The organism is Blautia sp. MSK20_18, assembly GCF_020553125.1.
GTDB classification, from domain to species: domain Bacteria; phylum Bacillota; class Clostridia; order Lachnospirales; family Lachnospiraceae; genus Blautia_A; species Blautia_A fusiformis.
This window is the reverse complement of the sequence record NZ_JAJCGR010000025.1, coordinates 40,623-62,249: the sequence shown is the minus strand read 5'-3', so window position 1 is coordinate 62,249 and position 21,627 is coordinate 40,623. Positions and strand designations below refer to the sequence as shown.

Annotated in this window: 14 protein-coding genes; all 14 read right to left on the bottom strand. The window is 39.8% G+C overall.

What is annotated here, in order from left to right; genetic code table 11:
* Window positions 1-32 precede the first annotated feature (32 nt).
* The 14 genes from LI091_RS13315 to LI091_RS13250 all read right to left on the bottom strand — a co-directional run bounded on the left by LI091_RS13315 (window position 33) and on the right by LI091_RS13250 (window position 21,579).
* Window positions 33-2,132 carry a VirB4-like conjugal transfer ATPase, CD1110 family gene (locus LI091_RS13315; protein ID WP_265191242.1) on the bottom strand — a complete coding sequence of 700 codons (2,100 nt, stop codon included), beginning with the start codon at window positions 2,130-2,132 and terminating at the stop codon, window positions 33-35.
* Between the two features lie 41 nt (window positions 2,133-2,173).
* Window positions 2,174-2,638: a PrgI family protein gene (locus LI091_RS13310; protein ID WP_110102587.1), complete on the bottom strand. Its 465-nt coding sequence runs from the start codon at window positions 2,636-2,638 to the stop codon at window positions 2,174-2,176.
* 21 nt (window positions 2,639-2,659) lie between these two features.
* A complete protein-coding gene (locus LI091_RS13305) occupies window positions 2,660-3,607 on the bottom strand; it encodes a hypothetical protein (RefSeq protein WP_173734083.1) in 948 nt (315 codons plus the stop codon).
* A 479-nt stretch (window positions 3,608-4,086) separates the two neighbouring features.
* On the bottom strand, window positions 4,087-4,659 hold the full coding sequence (locus LI091_RS13300; protein WP_265191241.1) for a hypothetical protein: 573 nt from the start codon (window positions 4,657-4,659) through the stop codon (window positions 4,087-4,089).
* 11 nt (window positions 4,660-4,670) lie between these two features.
* Window positions 4,671-4,958, bottom strand: a complete 288-nt coding sequence (locus tag LI091_RS13295; protein ID WP_173734081.1) for a hypothetical protein — start codon at window positions 4,956-4,958, stop codon at window positions 4,671-4,673.
* Window positions 4,959-4,970: 12 nt separating this feature from the next.
* The gene (locus tag LI091_RS13290) at window positions 4,971-5,945 is read right to left on the bottom strand and encodes a hypothetical protein (RefSeq protein ID WP_173734080.1); all 975 of its coding nucleotides are present in this window, start codon (window positions 5,943-5,945) and stop codon (window positions 4,971-4,973) included.
* Window positions 5,942-7,102, bottom strand: a complete 1,161-nt coding sequence (locus LI091_RS13285) for a ParM/StbA family protein (protein ID WP_265191240.1) — start codon at window positions 7,100-7,102, stop codon at window positions 5,942-5,944. Before LI091_RS13285 ends, LI091_RS13290 begins: the two co-directional genes overlap by 4 nt.
* Window positions 7,103-7,268: 166 nt before the next feature.
* Entirely contained in the window at window positions 7,269-8,018 is a 750-nt protein-coding gene (locus LI091_RS13280; protein ID WP_173734078.1) for a hypothetical protein, read from the bottom strand.
* 20 nt (window positions 8,019-8,038) lie between these two features.
* Window positions 8,039-9,805: a hypothetical protein gene (locus LI091_RS13275; RefSeq protein WP_173734077.1), complete on the bottom strand. Its 1,767-nt coding sequence runs from the start codon at window positions 9,803-9,805 to the stop codon at window positions 8,039-8,041.
* Between the two features lie 111 nt (window positions 9,806-9,916).
* Window positions 9,917-17,239: a phage tail tip lysozyme gene (locus LI091_RS13270; protein ID WP_265191239.1), complete on the bottom strand. Its 7,323-nt coding sequence runs from the start codon at window positions 17,237-17,239 to the stop codon at window positions 9,917-9,919.
* Window positions 17,240-17,253: 14 nt separating this feature from the next.
* Window positions 17,254-17,670, bottom strand: coding sequence for a hypothetical protein (locus tag LI091_RS13265; protein WP_265191238.1), 417 nt, complete (start codon window positions 17,668-17,670; stop codon window positions 17,254-17,256).
* A 389-nt stretch (window positions 17,671-18,059) separates the two neighbouring features.
* Window positions 18,060-18,884, bottom strand: a complete 825-nt coding sequence (locus LI091_RS13260; protein ID WP_265191237.1) for a hypothetical protein — start codon at window positions 18,882-18,884, stop codon at window positions 18,060-18,062.
* Complete coding sequence (locus tag LI091_RS13255; protein ID WP_195656735.1) at window positions 18,878-19,417, bottom strand: hypothetical protein; 540 nt, start codon at window positions 19,415-19,417, stop codon at window positions 18,878-18,880. Before LI091_RS13255 ends, LI091_RS13260 begins: the two co-directional genes overlap by 7 nt.
* The gene (locus tag LI091_RS13250) at window positions 19,384-21,579 is read right to left on the bottom strand and encodes an AAA family ATPase (RefSeq protein WP_173734074.1); all 2,196 of its coding nucleotides are present in this window, start codon (window positions 21,577-21,579) and stop codon (window positions 19,384-19,386) included. The genes LI091_RS13255 and LI091_RS13250 overlap by 34 nt, the downstream gene beginning before the upstream one ends.
* Window positions 21,580-21,627: the final 48 nt, after the last annotated feature.

Here is a 21,627-nt window from a genome sequence, read left to right as displayed (position 1 = left end):
TTTTACGGACGGCTACTGACCCCGCTGTCTATTCAACAAGCGGAACGTCTCGTCCAGTGAAACTCATCACAGTACAACCATGTCCTTTTGCCCTTCTTATAGTTGCTAATCATCTTATTCCAGATATTATCAAGACATACCTGAAGACCAATGGCCTTCATTCCATCTCCAATATCTTTAATGTTATATACGGTAAATCGGTTGTTGATTTCTACGTTTGTACGGAAAGCAAATGAATCCTGTGTACCTTTTACAAAACGTTCCAACGCAAGCGCAAGGTTATGAGCTTCCGGTTCTGGCTGCATTTCAATCTCATTGTAAAAGTCTACCAATGTAGGCGCTATTGTTAAGTCCTCTCTTTTTCCTTCAGCCATAAGAGTATCGATGTACTGTTTGCACACATTTTTTACACATCTGTCAATTACTGAACGCTGAATCGGAGTCAGCGGATATCTTGAACCAGCTGCAGCTTCACAAAATGAAGCGATGAAATCAGCTTTTAATGTTACCGGGTCGCCTCCATCTTCTGATGCATAATCAAGGCCCATATCCATTGGATTGATATGTACATCGGAGCCAGGCGCAATCCTTATTGAGCTGCCAAAAAACAACTTAGCCAGAGGAGCGTACTCATTCTCAGGGTCGATAACAAATACATCGTCATCAGTATGTAGCAGGATATTTACGATTTCTCTTTTTGCAGAAAATGACTTACCAGAACCAGGCACACCAAAGATGCATCCGTTTCCATTCACTGCGCTTGTTCTGTTGTAAAGAATCATCTGTCTTGAAACCCCATTTAATCCATAATACATGCCATCGTCCTGCCATAATTCTTTAACTGCAAACGGAAGGAATATCGCTGCCGCTCTGGTATTTAAAAGTCGTTCAACTTTCAACTTATTTACACCTAATGGCAGGCATGAGTTGAACCCTGCTTCCTGCTGTGTTGCAAGTGTTTTTGCCTGGCAGATAAAACGTTCTGCCGTAGCCTGAAATAGTTTTGTGCTTTCATCGAGTTCATCCTTGTCTTTTCCAAAAAGAACAGCAGATACTGTTGTGTAAAATAATTTCTGGTTATCCTGTGTCAGGTCCCCCATCAGGCTTTCAACTTCCTGCGATGCCTGCTTGATTTCAGGGGAAATAACATCAACAGAGTATCCGTTTCTTGATGCTTTTTTCTGAAGAGTTACCACGTTTGCATTTACATCTACTAATTTATTTTTCAGCAGCGTAATAGATTTGCTCTGTGGAAGTGCACGGTAATGTACACTCATCAGCATGTTACACGGCATATTGGAAAGCTCCGTCAGGACGTCTCCCCTTAGGAATGTAGGAAGGTCTGTAATCATCATTGCTCTCGCATAAGTCTCACCAATAATCATATAATCTCGCTCAAAAGTCAGAGCAGTCGGGCCGATAACGTCTTTTGATGTTAATCCCATTTTTTGAATATGCCTCATATTAAAAGACTCCATCACCTTATCACTTTTCATTTTTGTTCTGCGATAAAATGGAACATTGGAATCCATATTGTAAATATCATACAAAGTAGAAAGCCTTTCAACTAATGTTAAAGGGGCCGCATTTGCCTTCTCACCAGCGACTCTCTGAAAACCTCTTTCGATTTCATCATCCAGCCGGCTGAAGGTATTTTTTGCAGAAGTAATGTCATCTGCTTCTACTGTTGCAATAAAATATTTTTCATGAATGATGTTATTTCTTGCTTTTGACATCTTATCAATCAGCATTTCATTCATTTCTTCACGATATTCATTAAGCCTATCGTTTTTCATTGGAATCAGCACTTTTCTCTCTAGTTCTGCATGCTTGATAGTCTTATTAAAAATCACCTGCTGAATATGTACTTCTGGTCCAAATGAACCTAGAAGTTCCATAAAGTTGCCAAACGTTTCCTTCTGCTTTTCTGTATCTTCAATAAGAAAATTCATATCTGGAATTACATACGCTTTTGAATATGAATTTTCATCTACCTGAATGATTCCATTTTCGTATACGCCCATATATGGAATGCTATCTTGAGCTGTCTTTGGTACTTCCAGTGGGCTTTTCTTTTTGGTATTCTTTTTATTCTTTCCAGCGGTTTTGCTGGTTGAACTAAATAATCCCATTAGCTATAAATCCTCCTCATATAATTTGTATTTGACATGTATTACGCATACATAATGTCCTGTTTATTTCTTGCCTTTTTGTTTTTATTTGTTTTTTTCTTTGGTTTCTGTCCATTTTTATTTTTAGTATTGCTTCCATTTTTCTGTTCGTTTTCCTGCTCAATATGTTCAATGATATCCAGCATTGTTTCATATGTAGGCTTTGTTACATAAGGTCTATCTTTAGGCGCCAATAATGAAGGGATGAAGTAATAATATATGTATGTTTCTGGCCTCATCCCATAAGGCTTGCCGATTGCCATATATAAAATAGGCACCGCAAATACCATTCCAAGACATACGATTGTATTCATCGTTAGGTTCAACTTTAATGTGCTTATAACCAAATAATAAATATATTCAACTGCAGCAGCGGCTGCTACGCATACAGCCTGCCTTGCTGTCAATGGTCCAATCAAAGGTGATTCATATGTTGAAACGTCCTTTGGAACCTGTACTTCAATCATCGTGTATTCCTCCTCTTTTTTTTACTTCGCTCCCGTTATCTCTTCACATAACGGCATTGAATTCCAAATAAGACCAAGACGTGCAAGGAGAACTCCAATTACTTTTACAAGAGAATCCTGCCCCGTCAATGTCTTCATAAAAGTTCTTACGCTATCTACTGTAAACTTTGCCGAACCATTAGCCAACGCAACACTCTTTGACTCTGAATATTCTGCTTCTACGAGAATATCCGTTATTGTCTGTCCAATGGTAACATTTGAACCTTTGTTGATAATTGCAAAAATAATAGCCTGAGTCGCTGCATTTATTAAAATGATAACAATAACCTGAAGACTAAGTGCTAAGACCCTCTTCATGTATTGGACTCCTGGACTTGCGGTTCCCTCTCGGTATATGTCTGAAATAGAAAGCGGAGCGAAAGTTACCATAACAACTAATTCCAGAATCCTGCTTATCAGAACAATCTGTAATATGACTTCTCCTATCATAGAGAATAGCCATGGAATAATTGATGAAATGACGAAGCCTAATGTTTCAATCGCTTTCATATCTTTTATTCCATTAATTAGCAGTGTTTTATTGTCCGGGTCATCTGTAAAAAAAGCGAATCCACTATCCTTTACGGTATCAATTGTAATTCCTGTACCTGCTTCAATCAGATAATTAGTGATTACATCTGAATATAAAATAAAGAAATAAGACACCACAAACCGAAGTGTTGCTTTAAAAAACTGCTCGATACTGAAATTCTTTTCGGTCACCTTACCTGCCAAGTCAATGAGATACAGTAAAACGGTAATACCTACCGCCAGGCCTTTCACAGTTGAGACCATAGCTGCGAACCCTCCAACCTGCATCACATCGGTCGCTATCTTATTATACCGAGTTATAAGTTCCAGCACTGCACTTGCCCCGTACATCTGGTTGTAGATAGTTATGGCCATGATAGCTAATAGATTACTAAGCATTTGCCATTAACTCCTCCTGTTCCTATTTGTCATTTTGAACAATGATTCGGTGATAATTCAGGCTTAACGCCTTTGTTCTCAGTATAAATCGATAACTCCCCGACCAAAAGCCGGAGTCGTTACCAGATTAACGGAAAACGGGAAGTCTCCCGTTTGAAGTCTGGTTACGAGCGCGAAGTGCGAGCTATCAAAAATGAACTTACGTTCACCTTTGCCAGACGTGGACGGGATTTCTGACTCCCCGTACACGTCCAGCAACCTCCGAACCAACGGACAGCCTAGCTGTTCATGGTCGGGCTGCTTACGGCAGTCCTCCCCTGATGGCAAACCTGGCTGCGGTCCCTCGTCCATCGATGACATAAAATAAAGTTTTAGTTACGGAAATCATCATCTACAGATGCGTGATTGCTTCTTCTTTTGACGATGTTTTCGTCTCATATCAATATGACAAATAAATATATTTTTTTGTCGTTTTTCTTTCACGAAACATTTTTAATCCTTAAATATGCCTCCACTCCTTTCATAGTCACTTCTTCGTCCTGCGTATACATTAGAACCCTTTTTTCAAAAGCCTTCATTATTGTTTCTGGGGTAGCCGGAAAGATTTTCATTCCTTCCACTTCGTTTGCCGCCATGATTACACATGCAATATCTTCTTCATCCAAGTCTGGTTCTATCGCTTTTATATTGAGGATTTCTTCCTGTAATTTTGACATTGTCTTTTTTTTAAATTTTGCAGACTCTTCAACTTTCTTTAAAAACTCCCTATTTTCGAGTTTCATGATTTCGTCTTCGTTTTTGCAGGTCTTTACTATTTTCCATTTTGTTTTATTTATTCTGATTGCCTTTTCTATGGATTCGCAATATTTCGGACTTTTGCCAATAATATAACAATGACATGGGCCAGCATCCTTCCCTTTTAACTCTCGTACGCTACTCAAACCGGCCGCATTGTTAAGTATATACATTTTGATGCCAATTCCCTGCATCTTTCCAGGTTCGTATTTGTTTGCTCCTTTCTCAGCAATGATTATGATTTTTGTTTTTGCCATTTGTATTCACCTTAATTATCATCAATATCATCCATATAATCATCAGCATCAATATTGTCACCAGGTGGAACCGTCTGGAATCCATTTGATACATTTACATGTCCGCGTATCTGGTCATTTGATAAACGAATACCGTTTGATGTGCTGCCATAAATATAGTTTTTATAATCAGTAGAAACCCCGTTATCTTTAATGGCAAAAGACATAAAAGAAACCACACCAAGTATTTTACAAAGGTCGTTTAACTCTTCTGCCTTTTTTTGAATATGCTTTTTAAATACATCCTGTCTGTTGTACATATAATCATCTCCTTAATATTGTTCTGTCATTTCGTCAAGGAACTCGTCGAAATCATCCTCATCGCTATAGGATTGAACGCTATTCGCTATATTTGGATGTGCGTCAGTGTGTGCGGTTGTCATGGTTTTATTGTTTGACAATTCGAATGAATCTTCTTTTATCTTGTTGTTATTATCTTTGGAGCCAAGCTCAATACTCTTTGCCTTATCATTTATCAGGGCCTTGTGCTCAGTATTTTTTACGATATCTGCTGGTTCTGCTTCATGCTTTTCTGTAGGCAGCTCAACATACCTGGATTCATTCTCATCTTTTACATTGTCCCATAAACTCCGTTCATCAGTGTCAACCGTGTCATCTGTTATTCCTTTTTTTTGTTTTTCTTTTAGTTTAGCTCCTCTGCTTGCTGTTTTTGTCAACTCGCCGGCTCTGCCGGATTCGTTACCAGATTCTATTGATAACTCGCCGACAAAGTCGGACTCGTTACCAGATTCTATTAAAGTTCTCGTCGTCACATCAGGGCTTTTGAGTTCTGTTTGGGTGCATTTATCTCTTTCTTTTTTTGTCTGTCTTATTTCTTTCTCATCTCTTCCACCCTGAAATTTTCGTGACATTTCATTGAAAAACGATGTATCCCCATTGACACAGTACTCTTCAAGAAAAACACCGCAAAGATATTGACGTAGTACGACTTTAATGAAATTGTTTCTGTATCCTGGTGTTATTTTATGCAGCAAGGAAATCGCATCAGAGTCTTCCTTTCCATCCAGTACCACATGATAGTGATAATACTTCCGGAAGCTCGTCTTTGGATACTTGGCGAGCCTTTTATCATTCGTGTGTAATAATTTGACTTTATACACTTCGCCACGGGCATAAGAATTTAGTACTTGCCTGGTTGTTTCAGGAAAGGAAACTTTCCCTGTTTTATACAGGCCAACCAGGTCCATGTCATGATAGGAATACAGTTTTACTTCTACCTTCATCATTCACTTTTACCTGTCCTCTCTTTTCTCAATCGTCTATAAGCGGACATATAATATCCCCTTGCGTTTGCGTAATAAATTGGAAGCTCGTTTCCATCGTTTCCAGGAATAATCTTCAAATCTTCCAATCCTGATAACGTCTCCCTGAAATATTGAATCCATGCTGCACCGGTTCCACCAGTCACAACAAGTACATCGTAATCGGTGAAATATTCTGCCATTTCATACAGTTTCTTCGCCGCCTGCGTTGCCACTTCCTTGCACGCCTTTTCAATGTATCCGTCCAACGGGATTTTTTTACTGGTCATCTGCCGGATATCAACCACCTTGAAATATCCGTCTTTCATGTATTTCCTCATTTGTGGAATACGGATATCCATCTGATAATCTTTAAAAATATACTCAGCCGCCGTCTCCAATACTCGTTTCATTCCGAGATTGTTGATAGATTCCTCCAAAACCTTCTTCCTATTGATGATTCCGTATGGGTCAAACGTGCCAAATCCAATATCAGCGATGATGATATTTTCTGCCATCAATTCTTTAGCTTCATCTCGTCGTTCTCCTTCATCATTGAACAGAATGGAATTTAAGGTTCCGGCTGGCTGAGACATGACGCTCACATCACTATTTCTTAAATTGTTTTCAAAACGAATCCATCTACCAGTACCGATTTTTACCTCATAAACACCCTGTGCTGTGAATGCGCTTTTGATTTTCGGCGCATCTGCTTTCAGGTATGCGGCTGGAAGTCCAGTTTGGATAAATGGCTTAATCTGTGGCCCTCCCTCTCTTACTTCATTGCTCATCAATCCGATAGCTACAGCCGTCCTGGCAAGAATGATGAATTCCTTTGTAAAATATCGGTTTCTGTCAAACGTAGAACCTGTATCGTTAGTATCATCGGCTCGGACAAGGTCCTGTGCTTTTGTTCCAATCATATACAGGCCTTCTTCATCCCTATAATAGATATCCTCTTCATCTACCGACATCAGATTGCTTTCAATCTGTTTAACATAAGACGGAAAGCAAAACCTTTTATTCGGAGACATTCCCTTTACTCCTGAAAAACCAATATCAATAGCAATGACCCAGTGTGACACCATTGGGTTTTTACATGCAATAATTTCCTGTGCTGTATTAAATGCTTTTAAATCCATTTTTATCCTCCTCTTTTTTCTGCAGTTGTAATTTCAAAACTAAGCAATATATGCTGTGCATTTCCTGTTCTCTTTTAATATGCAGAAAAAATTGCAGAGTGTTATATGATTTATTTTTTTTATACAAAAAAAGAGAGCCGTATATTTTGGCTCTCTTTTCCTTTTTTTAGAATTGTTTTTTATAAATAGAATATGTAACAAGTGCAATGCCTACTGCTAATAATACCATAAACACAAGTTTTATGCGGTTTGCAAGAGAACTTGGTTTTTCGTCTTCCTTCTCTGCTTGCTCCTCTTCTGGCGTTACTGTAATTGTATTATCGTCTTTAGACGTACTCATATCGGAAGATGCATTACTATCTGTACTTGCATCCGATGATTGTTCGCTGTTCGTACTGTCTGAAACATTTTCAGAGTCTTCTGTCTGACTGTCTTTACTATTTTTTTCAGAAAGTGCCTGTTTCTGGTCATATGTCAAATATGGATTGTCTTCTTCTTTCATTTCTCCATCTTTGATTCTTTGTTGTACAATTTCTTTTGCATTTTTATCCAACGCTTTCATGTTATCGCCAGTCATATTGTCAATAAAATCCTGAGCCGCTGGTGTCCAGTCGTAATCAGAATCCATATATCCCATGTTATACATTCGCTTGCAGTATTCTTCATACTCGTAAGATGATTGAAATAATGATTTTGGACGATAAAAAGACTGCGTATACTCTTCGTCTTTCGTGTAATCATAATCACCATTCGTCGCACTTGTATCTTCTTCTCCATTATCATCTGTAAACGTCGTAGAGTCTTCTTGTTCCGCAGCAAATGCTGGTACTACCAATGCTGACGCTACTATAGTAGAAAACATGAAAGAAACTATGATTGTTCCGGTTATTAACACTGTCATGTATTTTTTTTTCATTTTTTTACCTCCATCAAGAATTACAACCCAGGATATCTTCCGAAATGAGCAAATCCTGAATAGTTATTTATTTTAATAGCTTTTCCTGGCGCATGGTATATTCCGTCTGTATATCCTCCAGTACAATGAAGCCAATATTTTGTACCATTTACAGTTCCTATATAAATTCCCACATGGTCTTCCCCGCCAGCATTGCCGGGCCAATGCTTTTGTCCGACATCTCCTGGTATAAGTTGACTTTCTGATATCTCTGTAAACGTGCTTGAAATTGATGGAGTTGCCCAATCCGCAGCCGACTGCCCTTCTTTAGCTGCTACTCCAGACCTCCAATAGCACTGACCTACAAATGATGAGCAATCAAGATATTTGGGACTTTCATATGACGGTGAGTTCCTTGCGTTCATATCATACGTCACGCCATACAGCATAACTCCCTGCTGTATAATCTCACGCCTTTCTTTTGTCACTTTGCTATCCCATGTCGCCATACACTTTTTCAGTATCTCTTTCATATCATCCGGTAATTGTCCCATATCCAGGTTTCCAGAACCACCGCCAGAGCATTTATAATTTTCAAATACCTTTTGATAAAACTTCTGGTCCGAATATTTATATTTGCCATTTTCATCATCAGCATTAGCTCTTTCTTCACCATGGGCGATTACTTTTGCATAAGCCTCAATGATAGAGTCATAATCCACCTCTTCTTTTTCTGCGGATTGGTTTTTACTACTTGACGCCTTGTTGTTACAATAGTCCGTAAATGTAACAAACCCGGTTTCTTCATCAAGTTTTAGTGGCGACCTATTATATTGATTTTTTATTGCTTTAGAACTTCCACCAAATTCAAATCCCTGGACAACACATATCAATGAATCAGTATTATAAGGTGATGGATAGACTGCTTCTTCCACTATATTCGCAAAGGCCTTTGCCGCGGCATCTATGGATTCCTGCACTGTGTATTTTCCAGCCTCTTTTTTCTTATTTGCTAGGTTTAGCCTTTCATCTTCTCCATATTCGTCTTTCGGCGAGACATTTGCTTTGCTGCTTACCGGAGTAACGTCTCCGTTGCTTGTATCTGCCAGCCATGAACCATTGATATGAAATAAATCAAACTTATCGCTGCCCTCTCCTTTTATATCTTTTTTCATGGCTTCATACTCATCTTTATGCTCATTAAACCTTGCTTGCGCAATTGCCTTAAATATCTCCTTATACGTTTTAAAACCATTATCTTCCGCCGCTTTGTCCATCAGGTCTTCATACTTTGCAACCTCATCAGACAAAACCGCTTCGCAGCTATTACTCAGCTCAACTGTTTCATACATTCCTTCAAATTCATTCCAATTCGTAGAAGAGTAAAAATCTTTCATTTCTGATTCTGTATCTTCATTTTTCCAAAATATTGGCGTTTTTGTTCCATCAGTATTTAAATCAGATATATTATAAATCCCCTCCGCCAAAGCGAACGGCATGCCTCCGACGGTTAATCCCGCCCATTCGTATGCTTTATAATGAAACGTAGATAATCCTTTCATTATTTTTTCCAATGCTTTTTTTTCTTTTTTTGGCATTGTCGTTGGTGTTGGGGTCGCTTTTTTTTGCCCGGATTTATTTGCTTTTGATTTGACGGTTGAAGTTCCTGTAGTAGAGGCCCCAGCCGCATAAACCGGTACGCGAGACGCGGCAATACTTGTGAGTATAAGTGCTAAAACAAGGATTATGGCCACGACTCCCGCAATTAAGCGTTCTCTATGTTTATTTTGTTTTTGTTTTTTTCTCAATTTTATCATCCTCCTACCGCTTACAAACACAGCTTGCGGTTTCCTTGCCTGACGCAATGACGGGCGGAGTACTCCGCCCGTACCACAATCACGCGTCGAACATACACAATATTACGACTGTAGCATTGCCTGAATAGTAGCGATATCTGAATCCATCTCGGCTAAACGCTGCGCTTTATATTGTGCACCAGGCCTTTCGTAATTCGTAATGAAGAATTCGCCTGCTTCTCTTGCAGTCGTACATGCATAGAATCCTTCTATTCCGCTCGGGGACCAGTCACTCGTATCTTCCGTAAATTCGCATTCCAAACGTTTTAGCTGGCCTTCAAGCGTATTATACTGATATCCATTTGCATTACACCATTGAACAAGTTTTGTTCTGCGTCCAAACGACCATTGAGTTAAGCCATATCCAGTACCGCCAGTTTCTTCTTCTGTATAATTGAATGAGCATTCTCTATAGATATTTACCAATACTCCCATTGCCTGTTCAGAGGTTAATTTTCTCGACATTTTTGTTGTCAGGAATTCATATACCTCTTTAGCAACTTTTGCTTGGTCTCCATCCCACGTTCCAGGATTGAAACTGTCTGTGGTAGAATTTTCTCCTTCTGAGCATGTTCCACTCAGACTCTTATAATAATCCGGCTTTTTAATATACTGGATTGTTCGTTTTAGCGTATTCTCTTTAGCTCTATATGTATCTGCACTTGCGTCACTGCTTTCATAGTTAGGGTTTTCCTTATCAAAATCATCTACTCCATAGATGTTTTTCTCCCACCAGTCATCAAGATTTAACAGACTATCAAAATGCAGGGTAATAACTGCTCCACTGTACTTTGTATGGCCCGGACACGGTGCATACTTTGTTTCATAAACGATGTTTCCATCCGAGTCCGTTTTATATCCGGTGTAGTATTCGATTTGGATATCTCCGTGCTCGTTTCTGACTTGTCTTGTCTTCGTTTCCATAACCGGTACTTGATAAGACATACCATCGGTATTATTTTGACCAACAATCCTTCCATCATCGTTATATACTGGATTGATTGTTCCGTCTGGGCCTGCATGGTACTGCTTAACGGCTGTTCCCGTGATAATATGTGAAGCATTAAAAAGACCAATCAAAGCCGAATATCTCAAATCATCATAGCCGCCTGCTTTGTAATTTGTCAGGTCTAAGCCTTTTTCATTCAGGTATTCTATCAGCTTCCATTTATCATCAACTTCTTTATCCGTCATACCTTTTTGATATGTGTCGTTTGTTTTTGCCTCGTCAAAGCCGGAAGCATCTTTTTTGCTAATGATTGTGCTTTTTGTTGAAGTACTAGAACTTGCCTCAAAATCAAACATAGCCATTACCATAGAAATCAGCTCTTGATTATTATTATAGAATCCATACACTTCACCTTTTGCATCTGCTTTTACATATCCTTCCGGAGTAGGTGTTGGGGTAATACCATCTGGTACTTTTTGCTCTTCCGGAAAAGTGTAGTATATGTTTTTATCTCTGTTTAAAATGTCGCGATAAACATCCTGGTCTATTTCCTGACGATACAGGATATCGGCATTTACGCTTACCGACGAAGCAGCTGAACCAGTTCCTATCGTTGATGAATCAAATGTTCCATCCAAAATACTTCCCATATTTGTTGCAGTAGTAGGAATCAATCCATTTCCATTCAATCCTGCAGGTTTAGAGCCATAACCAATAAATTCTGCAAAATCTCGGTGGCTTCCTAAGTGATGTCCATATATTCCTTCTTGCTCTGCTGGATAACCAGTATCTTTCCAAGCCTTTTCATCCGCAATAATAATGTACATAGTATTGGATGCTGGTTGGCTGCCTATTGTGAACTCGTTATTAAATTCCACTTTAAGGACATCTCCTACTTTTCCCCAATACGAGCCAAAAGCCGCCATATACATCTTTGTTCCGTTCTGGTCGACGACAGCGTAATTTCCATTGCCTTCAACTGTTACCTTGTTATCCAACGCCTGTTGCCGTGTTCCGGAAGCCCAATTACCATGAATATATTGGTATGTAAACTCATAATTCCACCAGGTCCCCTCAGTCACATCATATAACCCCTGAACCTTAGAACTATCACCCTTTTGTAGCTGTGGTGCATTCATCGTTGAGCCATCTGTACCAGACGCCGAGCCTGTGCTTGACGTTCCACCAAAATGATTCGATAATTCACTTCTGAATGAATTGTGGCACAAGGTTAAGACGTCAACCATTTCTTGTAAAACTTCAGTAGTGTCTTCATCGCCTGCATCATAATAGACTTCATTTCCTGCGTTCTTCACATATGAAATAATGCAAAGGATGATTGCCAATACAATAATCAATGCTATGATTATAGGTCCTAATGCTGCTACTAATGCTGAAATCAATGTCTGTATCAACTTTATCGCAGCCTGGATTGCTTTAATCGCGGCCTTTTGCGCTACTTTGGCGACTTTTAAAACGCCTTTTCTGACAACTTTCGTGCCTTTCATCCGTAATTTTTTTACACCTTTTTTTAGCGTTTTTTTAAGTCCGTTTTTCCTAAGATACTGGAAACCTTTTCTCGCCGCTCTTCCGCCCATATGAACTGCATGAATACCTGCTTTTGCACCTCTATATCCTGCGACCGCAGCATTTCCTATTGACTTTCCAAGCCTGATTGAGGAATTTAGCAACCTTCCAGCGTTCTCTCTCATCCATTTTATTTTTCTTGATGTGCAATACGCTTTCATAGCAGAGCCAACAATGATTGACTCCATCATGAGGAGTCCTCGCATCGTATAATCATCGCCCATATATCTATTAGCCAATGATTTTATTTTTCGGTATCCATTTTTAACCGCTTTGACAGCACCTTTGGCATATGCCGTTAATGTTGTTTCTGTCAAATTAAGCAAAAACATCCTTCTTTGCAGTTTAAATACATTTCTTATCAACTCTTTCGTTTCTTTTGAAGTTGTTCCTGCTTTTAATAATTTTTTTAGCGCCTTTTTATCTGACGGAAGTCCCCTTGCTTGAAGCACATATGGCAGCGCGGCAGCATAAAACGCTCTTTCTACTTTGAAATCGCCTATGCTCTGGTCCCCGAGCACACCTTTTCGTATAATTTTTTCTCTTGTATTTTCATATACATTCAGATAATCCGTTATTGCACTTGCTGCTTCTGGAGACAATCCGCCGCCAGCCAGAAGTTCTTTTAATGTATCTGTATTCTCAGTAAGACCAAGGTGCTTAAGTTTTGCCTTTGCGTCAAACAGATATTGACGTTCAATATCGCTCAAATAGCGTGTTTCCAAAAACACATTCATTTGATAAAACTGTTTGCTGTTTCCACTGATTGATGTCAATATTTTATCGTAATTTGCAACCAGCGTATTTAGGTCTAATTTCAAATCAATCGACTTCATATTAGCTGCTGCGCCTGCAAGCAGCTGTGCTCGGAAGACGGAATGCATTGCCATTTTTTGTTTAAAAATAAGCTGAGAGACCTTGCCTTTGTTTAATGCTTTCTGGTATAAAAGTCCACTATACGATTCTGTTACTTTGTTTGATATAAACTTATCTCCAACTTTCACAAAATCTGCGTCTGTAATAGGCTGGTTTAATGCTGGGGCTATTGTCATCGCCATTGTCATTTGTTTTGCATTGACCTTAACATCTCTTTTAATATGGAATTCCAGGCCAGCCAACGTTTTGGTCGTTCCTATGCTTCCATCCGTACTTATATCAAGGACAGTGCCTGTAGCCGTATAAATCTTGCCGCCATATACAGCCGCGTTTTTCCAACCAACAAAAGCTCTGTCTTTGTCTACTGAATATACGTTCAATACAATTCCATCTATTCTGATAGTCCCGTCAGAACGGACTGTGTATCTTTTTGATTTTCCATTTCTGGATATAGTTACCTGATTTCCTTCTTTTAGGACAAACATTCCAACGTCTGTGAAATTTGAGTTCTTTACGACGCCTGGAATTCCCAGTGTATGTATAGACGGTCTCGTTATATTAAAATTCTGTGTTGCGCCAGATGAGGTTGGTCCCACTGGGCCAGATGTAACGCCTGGAACGTTCAATCCGGAACGAGTCCCCGCTGCTATCTCTCTCGCATTCGCAAGAGCCTGCTCTACATTTATCTTTATCGTTTCTACATCAGCCTGACCTGCCAAAGCATAGGAATCGGCGATTTGTTTTCCGCTTATCTGCGTTGCTGCCTGCGCACTGTTCACTGCACTGGCATATGCAGCAAGTTCGCTGGCCGACATGATTGATGTATCTTTCAGCATCACCATGCCTTCCGCTTTGTCTGTAGCAGTCTTTGCGGCATCAGAGGTGGCCTTCGCAGCTTCTCTTGCCGCTAACGCGGCTGCTACTGCAGTTACAGCTGCAGCTCCGGACACAGTACCTCGTACAGTATGTGTCTGACCTGAGCCTGACGGTACTGTGATTTCAATAACTTTCGTTTCGTCCTTTTTTTTGATAGATTGAAGGCCATTTTTGCTTTCGCTCGAAACCGAAGAATCTCTCTTTTGTGGATACACCACATCAGTTTTATCAGACTTTAAGACACGGTTTTCGGCGACTTTTCTGTCAGCCTGTCCATCCTTTCTGCCAACGTAGCTATAGGTCTCTCCTGGACCGTATGGTTCTTTCCTCTTCTCATCTACTGGAGCCTGTCCCGAAGATTCATATGAATCCCTGCTATATGTCTGCTTTCGTTCATTGATGCCGCCAGACGCCCTATTCGCATCTTGATTTTCTTGATTAGCAGCCCTATTCCTGAGAACCTCTTCAATAGCACTCGCTCCAGGCTTTTCATCCCGATGGTTTCCTACATCTTGCCGCTGGTCATGCGTCATTGTTTTTGCTTCGGAAGGCTGGTGACTGTCCCCATCTAATCCTGGATATTGATTCGAGGCAGTATGTGAAGCTGGCATCTGAGAGATTGGTCTTCGGACAATGTTATCGGCCTGGACCCTTTCACTTTTAGATAAATCATCTACTGCAGATTGACGCCTAGATGTCACCTCTGATGCACTATTTTCTCTTGTACTACTCTTTTCATATTTTTTTTCTACTTCTCCAATTCCGTCAGAGAATGGTGGCTGCACACTTCCTGTAAGCTTATCCGCAAGCCCCTGTCTTTCCAGATTTTCATAACCACGGTCTTTACGCTCGGCTTCTCTCTGTCCAGCCATTTCATATGAACTGCCTACATATCTTTTTGCATTTTCTGAAGCCGGTTCAGCAGACGGACGTTTATCTGCGCCAAAGTTTAAGACAGAGTGTGAATCTCCATTTTCTTTTCTTGCGATGCTGTCCGTACTATTCGCTGTGGCATCATAGGCTCTTCTTTCATTCCGTGCTACGAATGTCGAAGATTGGTCTTCATTCTTAGTAGCATCATATGCCTTGGGTTTAAACGATGCGTACGTATCCTCACCGGTATCCTTGTGAGATTGAATATCAGCAGATTCCCGTTGCCCAGCCTGCTCATATGAATCATTAATGTATTTTTTACTTTCTGATGCTTCTCTTTTATATTGTGCGGTTCCATTTGACGCGTTTCCTGAGTCTGGATTGCTGATGGCATTCCCGTCATATACTGATTCCTTTTCATGCTGAGGAATGCTGCTCGCTTTATACGGTTCGCTGCTATTCGGCTTATCGAATCCCTGTATGCTTCTATAACCTTCTGTATCATGCTCTCTGCGTTTTTCTACAATAGAGCCATCTGACTCCGCGTGTTTGTTTATACCGGCATCCTTCTTGTATATAAAACCTTCGTTATATTCACTGCCTTGATTTGGTCCAACCCTTTCAGTCTTGCGATTTGTGTGGTTATTCTCAGCTTCATATAAACGGTTTTCCTTATCAGTACCACCATAACCTCCGTCATATTGATGGCGCTTATAAGTTTCACCAGTATCTCTTTGTCCAGACTTCTCATACGAATCAGATATATATTTGTTTTCCGATTCAGTCCTTCTTGTATTATCTACTGCCGCTTCTGAGCCTGCCTCTGAATGATATTGAGACGTATCCTCAGCCTTCTTTCGGTCAAGTACGCCAGCACCCACCGAATCCTCACGGCTTCCCCGCGATGACTGGTACCTTGATTCGTTATGAACGTCTGCACGATTTCTTTCATCCCTTACCTCGGGTCTGTCCTGTCCAAAAAAATCAGAATAAGTATCTCCTTTTACAACATGACTTACATCCTGAGCGCTTTTCGTGTTAAGTTCTTCATGACCAGATATTTGTTCTACATTTTCCCGCTTTGGTTCAAATACTTGAGGACCAGTTCTATTTATGTCTTTTGTAATATGGGAATCTTTTTCCGCATAGTCATTTGTGATACGAGAAGAATACTCATTTGTCGCAGACCTGTTATTATCTTTCTTTTCAGGCTCCGGCCTTTCATCTCTCTTATCATTCTTATGCGACCTGTCTTGTGCATCTGATAATGTGTCATTGTCCTTGGCCTGCATCTGCTGATACAAATCAGACGACTTATTGATAGTTCGAGCTTCGCGCTCGTATCCAGACGCTGAACGTGGATTCAAACCCTCGTGCGAAGTTAAAATTGAAGTATTTGACTCATGGGCGGATTCTTGCCGGTCATGGATTCCCCGTTCTTCGTTAAACGTATCTGGTTCATAGTATTGAGTTTTACTCTCATTGTGTTTTGTCGATTCGTCTGGAATATTACCTTTCACCACATTTGTAACACCATCTGCACTCTTGCTCTTATCGTGTATACTTGTGATATTAACGGTTGTTTCAGGTCTCTCAGCCAGTTCCTTTTGCCTTAAAGCTTCTCTTTGCCGTTGCTGTTCTTCAGCCCTGGCTATGGTCTCTCCACGTTCGTCTTCAAGTTTGGATTCCAGAGGCATACGATGTTCATTATCATATCGCTCCTGTTCAGCAGCACGAGACAATGCTTCACGGCGTTCTTCGTCAAGACGAGCCCGCATCTCGTCACCTTTTCGGTATTTTTCACTGTCCCTCTGGTTTCCGGTGTGTTCTCCACCTACGATATTCTTTAAAACTTGGTCTTTCGTTGAAAGCTCATGTGGCTCTTCCGGTCCTGGCTCCTCTTCGCCCTCTTCTACCTCTTCATCTGCAGAGACATCCTCAATGGTTCTTTCACCATGTCCATCTTCTTGTCTCTCAAGCTGAAGTTCTCGCAGATATTCATAAAATTCCGGATACTTATCTGGAATTTCTAAAATTTCCGCATTATCGAAAAGTTCATCTAGGTCAACTCTGCTCAAAGCCTCATCTGCCGCTTTAAAGTTAATCCTTTCCTCGTCTGATATATCTGGAGAATCCTGTTTTCCGTCTATATCTATCATATCCAGACATAAACCTCTCTGAAACAGATTGGCCAATAAGCTTATATATTCTTCTTTTGGCAACATCCTTTTCACCTCCCTTAATCTGAATTTTTTGCTGCTGCAATAATCTTCGACAGCCTTAGTGTATGGATATTACGAACTTTGAACATCTCGTATTTTCTCGGGTCATCCAAAATCACATCAATTTTATTTGTCATTGCATAAAGTATTGCATATGCTTCATCTTCCGATAATATTTCATCATTTCCGATAATACTTCGGAGAACTATCTTACTCGTTTTAAGCTCTGCTCTTTTGATTTCGCTCCTGAATATCTTTAGACTGTCTAAATCCAGGTTCTTCGCAAAATAGTCGTATATCTCCGGAGTCGTGTAGACCTCATCGTATAGATTCAAAATCAGGTATTCATAGCCTGAATGAAATAAAGTCTGTATAATTTCTTTATCAGCAATGAGTGCAGATTTTGCTTCTGGCAAATCACTGTATTTTGTCAATTTCCTTTCCTCCTTGCCTTTGCTTTTTCTTTTTTTTTGCATTTTGTGGTTGTCCCTGTTGCTATTTCAGAAACAGGAATTAATTACCGCTTATTCTAATATGCTAAATTTTTTAAAAAACGAATGCATTTTGTACACAAAAAAAGAGAGGTAAGGTTTTGTCCTCATCTCTCTCCTTCCCTATTTTTCTTTTTTTTGCTATCTTGATAGCTCACGCTTCGCGCTCGTGATACATTGCCGTATCGGCTCGGTACCAATTTGCGCAGCAAATGTCAAACGAAGCCGTAAGGCTGAGTGGTTCGGCGAACTTGTGTTCGCCATCACCAGACGTTGACTGCCGTCCAGCAATGAAGCGTGTTTCGAATGGGGATTCAGACCCGCGTGCGAAGTTAAGACCTGAACCTTTGACCTACGGACGGCTTTTTGCCAGTCAGGGATTTTCGCCATTCGTAAATACTTTGTTTCATTGCTGTATCTAGCGCTATAGCCCATATCACTCCAAAGCACATTGCGCTTAGCATAAAAATACTTGCGCCCATATTCACGAACAGTCCTGAAATGCAAGCAACAGCAGAAACTAAAGCATTTGCCCAATTTCTTTTCAATAGAAAGATAAGCAACACAATTAGCATCCCTGCAATTGGAAAATACGCCAACCACCCTTGCTGCAATGGGCTTAACATTAAATGACAGTCTCCTACATGTAAAATTTCAAAAATGGCTTTTTTTACTTTTTCGAAATACCATGCACCTTCTCCTGCATTATTAAAGACAGAATCCCACTGCTTATCGTTTAAATACAGCGCCATTTTAAACAATGATTTTTTATTTTGTACATTGTCTGGCAAATTTAATGCAAATAAAAACGCATGGCGGTTTGTTTTAAATGACAGCACGTATTCAAAATTCGACATCACGCGCTGTAGCTTACTGTTCCATGTATACGCTGTATTAACAAGATAATTTATAAAATACGTGATTAACAACATGATTCCAATATACACCGGAAAGAATAAATTTACTTTTGCTGTTTCCGTCTTTTTTTTATTCTTTTTTATCCCTATTACCCAAAATAGTCCCTTCACCGTTGACCCGATAATCACTGCCGAACAAAAAGCGACAAAAATAACAGACCATGCGATTGACGTTGCACCAAAATATTTTTCAAAGAAATAAGAAGACTCAGCAAGCAACGATTTTAATATTCTCAACACATTCCTGCCCTCCTTATGTCTTCGAAAATCTTACAAATTGACTCCCTGCATTTTGAACTTGGATGCAGTGTGTCCAGATTTGAAAAATAGAATTTCGACAATTCAATTATCATAAGTTCAACATATCTTTGTTCCTTTTCTGTCATCTCCCCTCTTTCACTTATATCTTTAAACCATACAGCCGCATCCATATATTGTTTTACTTTTTCCTCCGCTACAGCATTGACTTTTTGTTCTACCTGTGCAGTTCCTTTTTCTGATTTTTTTCTTTCTTTTTCTTTCTTATCTTCGTCACTCCAGAGGTCGTCTTCTGTGGATTCATCTTCATCAACAATCTCATCATCTCTGTTATCTTTATACATCCACATGCGGTCCGTTTCGTCTTCGCACTTTTTATCAATCTTTGCCTGCGCATGAGATGCAATAAGAGCCTCTCCGCTCTCATTATCAACAAACTCCATGTCTGAATAATCAGCTATATGCTCTACCAATGGATTAATTACTTTTCTGCTTTTTTTTCTTCCTCTGGACATATTATTTCCCCCATGTTTTTTAGTTTTTCTTTTAATCTTGTTATCCTGTTCCTCTTAAAACGATTACTTGCGGCAGTCTGTAAAGCATCATTAACCACTATAAGGACAACGCTCTTGCGCGCCCTGGAAATCGCTGTATTCACCATATTCCTTGTTAACAATGAAACTGGCTTATCCGGGAGCATAATATAAATATCATTATATTCGCTTCCCTGGCTCTTATGGATGGTAATCGCATCTGCGTGTTCCATGTCCACCGCATCATCTTTGTTTATATCTATTACTTTATCTTCACCCTGCATCCTGACTTTAACTGGATTTGTCAGCGTTTCAATAAATCCAATATCACCATTACAATACCCGGAATCGTAATTATTTTTTGTAAAAACAACCTTGTCTCCAATCTTAAAATGGTCTCCGTGAAACCAGATACCGGGTTGTTCCACATCCTCAAATTCTTTATTTAAAGCCATCGTACCGACCACGCCCTTTTTGGTCGTGGATAAAATCTGCGTATTGTGAGGGTCGCCGTGATACCGTGATTTTAAATAGGCCCTGGCTTCCTCTTCCGACTTACATGTTCTTACCACAAATGATTCATTTTCAATGAAATTGCTCTTGCCAGCAAGCACTTTCCCGCAGTTATCAATAACCGCTGAGCCTTCTCCCTGACGCATGATTTTTTTGAGTTTCACCTTTGGTATAACGTCTGAATCAATCATATCTCTTAAAACTGCACCGCATCCAACACTTTCAAGCTGGTCAGGGTCTCCGCTTAGAATCAGTTTTGCACCTGATTTGACAGCTTTCAAAAGATGATATATCAGGTCTGTATCTACCATCGACATTTCATCAACTATAATAAGTTTTTCATTTAATGGGTTCTCCTCATTCTTACCGGCATCATCCGGCATATATGGATTCAACTCAAGCATTATATGTATTGTTGAAGACTCATGCCCTGAATGCTCTTTCAGCACACCTGCTGCACGTGCAGTTGGTGCGCACAGCCGTATCTCTTCATCTGGGTGTCTTTTTTTAAAAAGGTCAATAGCGCCACAGATTGTATGCGTTTTTCCGGTTCCGCCTCGTCCAAGGAGCAAGACAACACTGTTTTTATCAAAACTTTTCAGAAATTCGAGCTGTTCTTTATTGTATTTATCTTTGATAGATTCAAATACCTCTTCCTTTGTTCCCATCTCGGTATTTATCTGCATCAACCTGCTAATCTGGAACGCGATATCGGCCTCCTTATCCATTGTCCGGATAAACCCAAGCATGCCATTTTCACAATACACGCTCTTCATATCTACAAGAGTCGCCAAAAGGTAATATGGAGATACAACATAATCCTTCCATGCTGAATATCGATGAAGCCTCGCACAATTGATATAAAAATCTTTCAATTTGATTGCTGTGTTTCCAGACTGTTCGTTATTTACCAATACCTGATATATCATTGACCTGACCCGTTCTGTAGACAAATATCCAAAGCCGAGGTCCTTTGCAAAATTATCTGCAACCTGAAAATCCAGTTCCATTTTTTGCAAGACAGCATAAGGGTTCTGACACAACTTTTCTTCTGCTTCCAGCCCATACCATGCAGTCAGCATATCTATTTGCGGATACCCGATTCCATACTTTTGATACTTTTTTACGAGATGGTCTTTTTCCATCATCGCTCCCACTGTCTCTTTAAGTTCAGACAAGTAACGCTTTGAGCCCTTCAGTCCTTTCCAGAATTCCTTGTCATTCCACACATCAGAAAGCCTGCTTATGTCACCATCAACAGCATCCAGTATTCGGTTTGCAGTTTTACTTGATATTCCTTTCACCTTCACCAATAGCGTTTTTGCATATTCTTCGTCGTTATAATTAATACACGTATATGCGACTCGGTTCATGTATTTTTCTTTTACATATTTTGTAATCTTTTCAATCTTCAATTCACGAAAATCTATCTTCAAAATCTTGTCCATATTATCTGCTGCAAATTCTGTAGTAATCGGGACACCTGGGACAACATCCGGGATTTTTCCGGCGCACAACGCTTCAAATCGCGGGCAGTCTTTATCGTAATCACTTTTAAATAAAAATTCAGCATACCCGTCACTACAACGGTCTATTAAAAAATCGACAATCCTACCTCTTACTGGAATCATTGATGATATGCTCCTTTCCTGTCCTTTTTGCAAAATCAGTATGCTGAA

Bases quoted from the DNA above. Each gene is read 5' to 3' on its own strand.
- LI091_RS13305 (WP_173734083.1), bottom strand. From the start codon at position 3,607: ATGCTTAGTAATCTATTAGCTATCATGGCCATAACTATCTACAACCAG.
- LI091_RS13300 (WP_265191241.1), bottom strand. From the start codon at position 4,659: ATGGCAAAAACAAAAATCATAATCATTGCTGAGAAAGGAGCAAACAAA.
- LI091_RS13270 (WP_265191239.1), bottom strand. From the start codon at position 17,239: ATGTTGCCAAAAGAAGAATATATAAGCTTATTGGCCAATCTGTTTCAG.
- LI091_RS13310 (WP_110102587.1), bottom strand. From the start codon at position 2,638: ATGATTGAAGTACAGGTTCCAAAGGACGTTTCAACATATGAATCACCT.
- LI091_RS13315 (WP_265191242.1), bottom strand. From the start codon at position 2,132: ATGGGATTATTTAGTTCAACCAGCAAAACCGCTGGAAAGAATAAAAAG.
- LI091_RS13250 (WP_173734074.1), bottom strand. From the start codon at position 21,579: ATGATTCCAGTAAGAGGTAGGATTGTCGATTTTTTAATAGACCGTTGT.
- LI091_RS13255 (WP_195656735.1), bottom strand. From the start codon at position 19,417: ATGTCCAGAGGAAGAAAAAAAAGCAGAAAAGTAATTAATCCATTGGTA.
- LI091_RS13280 (WP_173734078.1), bottom strand. From the start codon at position 8,018: ATGAAAAAAAAATACATGACAGTGTTAATAACCGGAACAATCATAGTT.
- LI091_RS13295 (WP_173734081.1), bottom strand. From the start codon at position 4,958: ATGTACAACAGACAGGATGTATTTAAAAAGCATATTCAAAAAAAGGCA.
- LI091_RS13285 (WP_265191240.1), bottom strand. From the start codon at position 7,102: ATGGATTTAAAAGCATTTAATACAGCACAGGAAATTATTGCATGTAAA.
- LI091_RS13290 (WP_173734080.1), bottom strand. From the start codon at position 5,945: ATGATGAAGGTAGAAGTAAAACTGTATTCCTATCATGACATGGACCTG.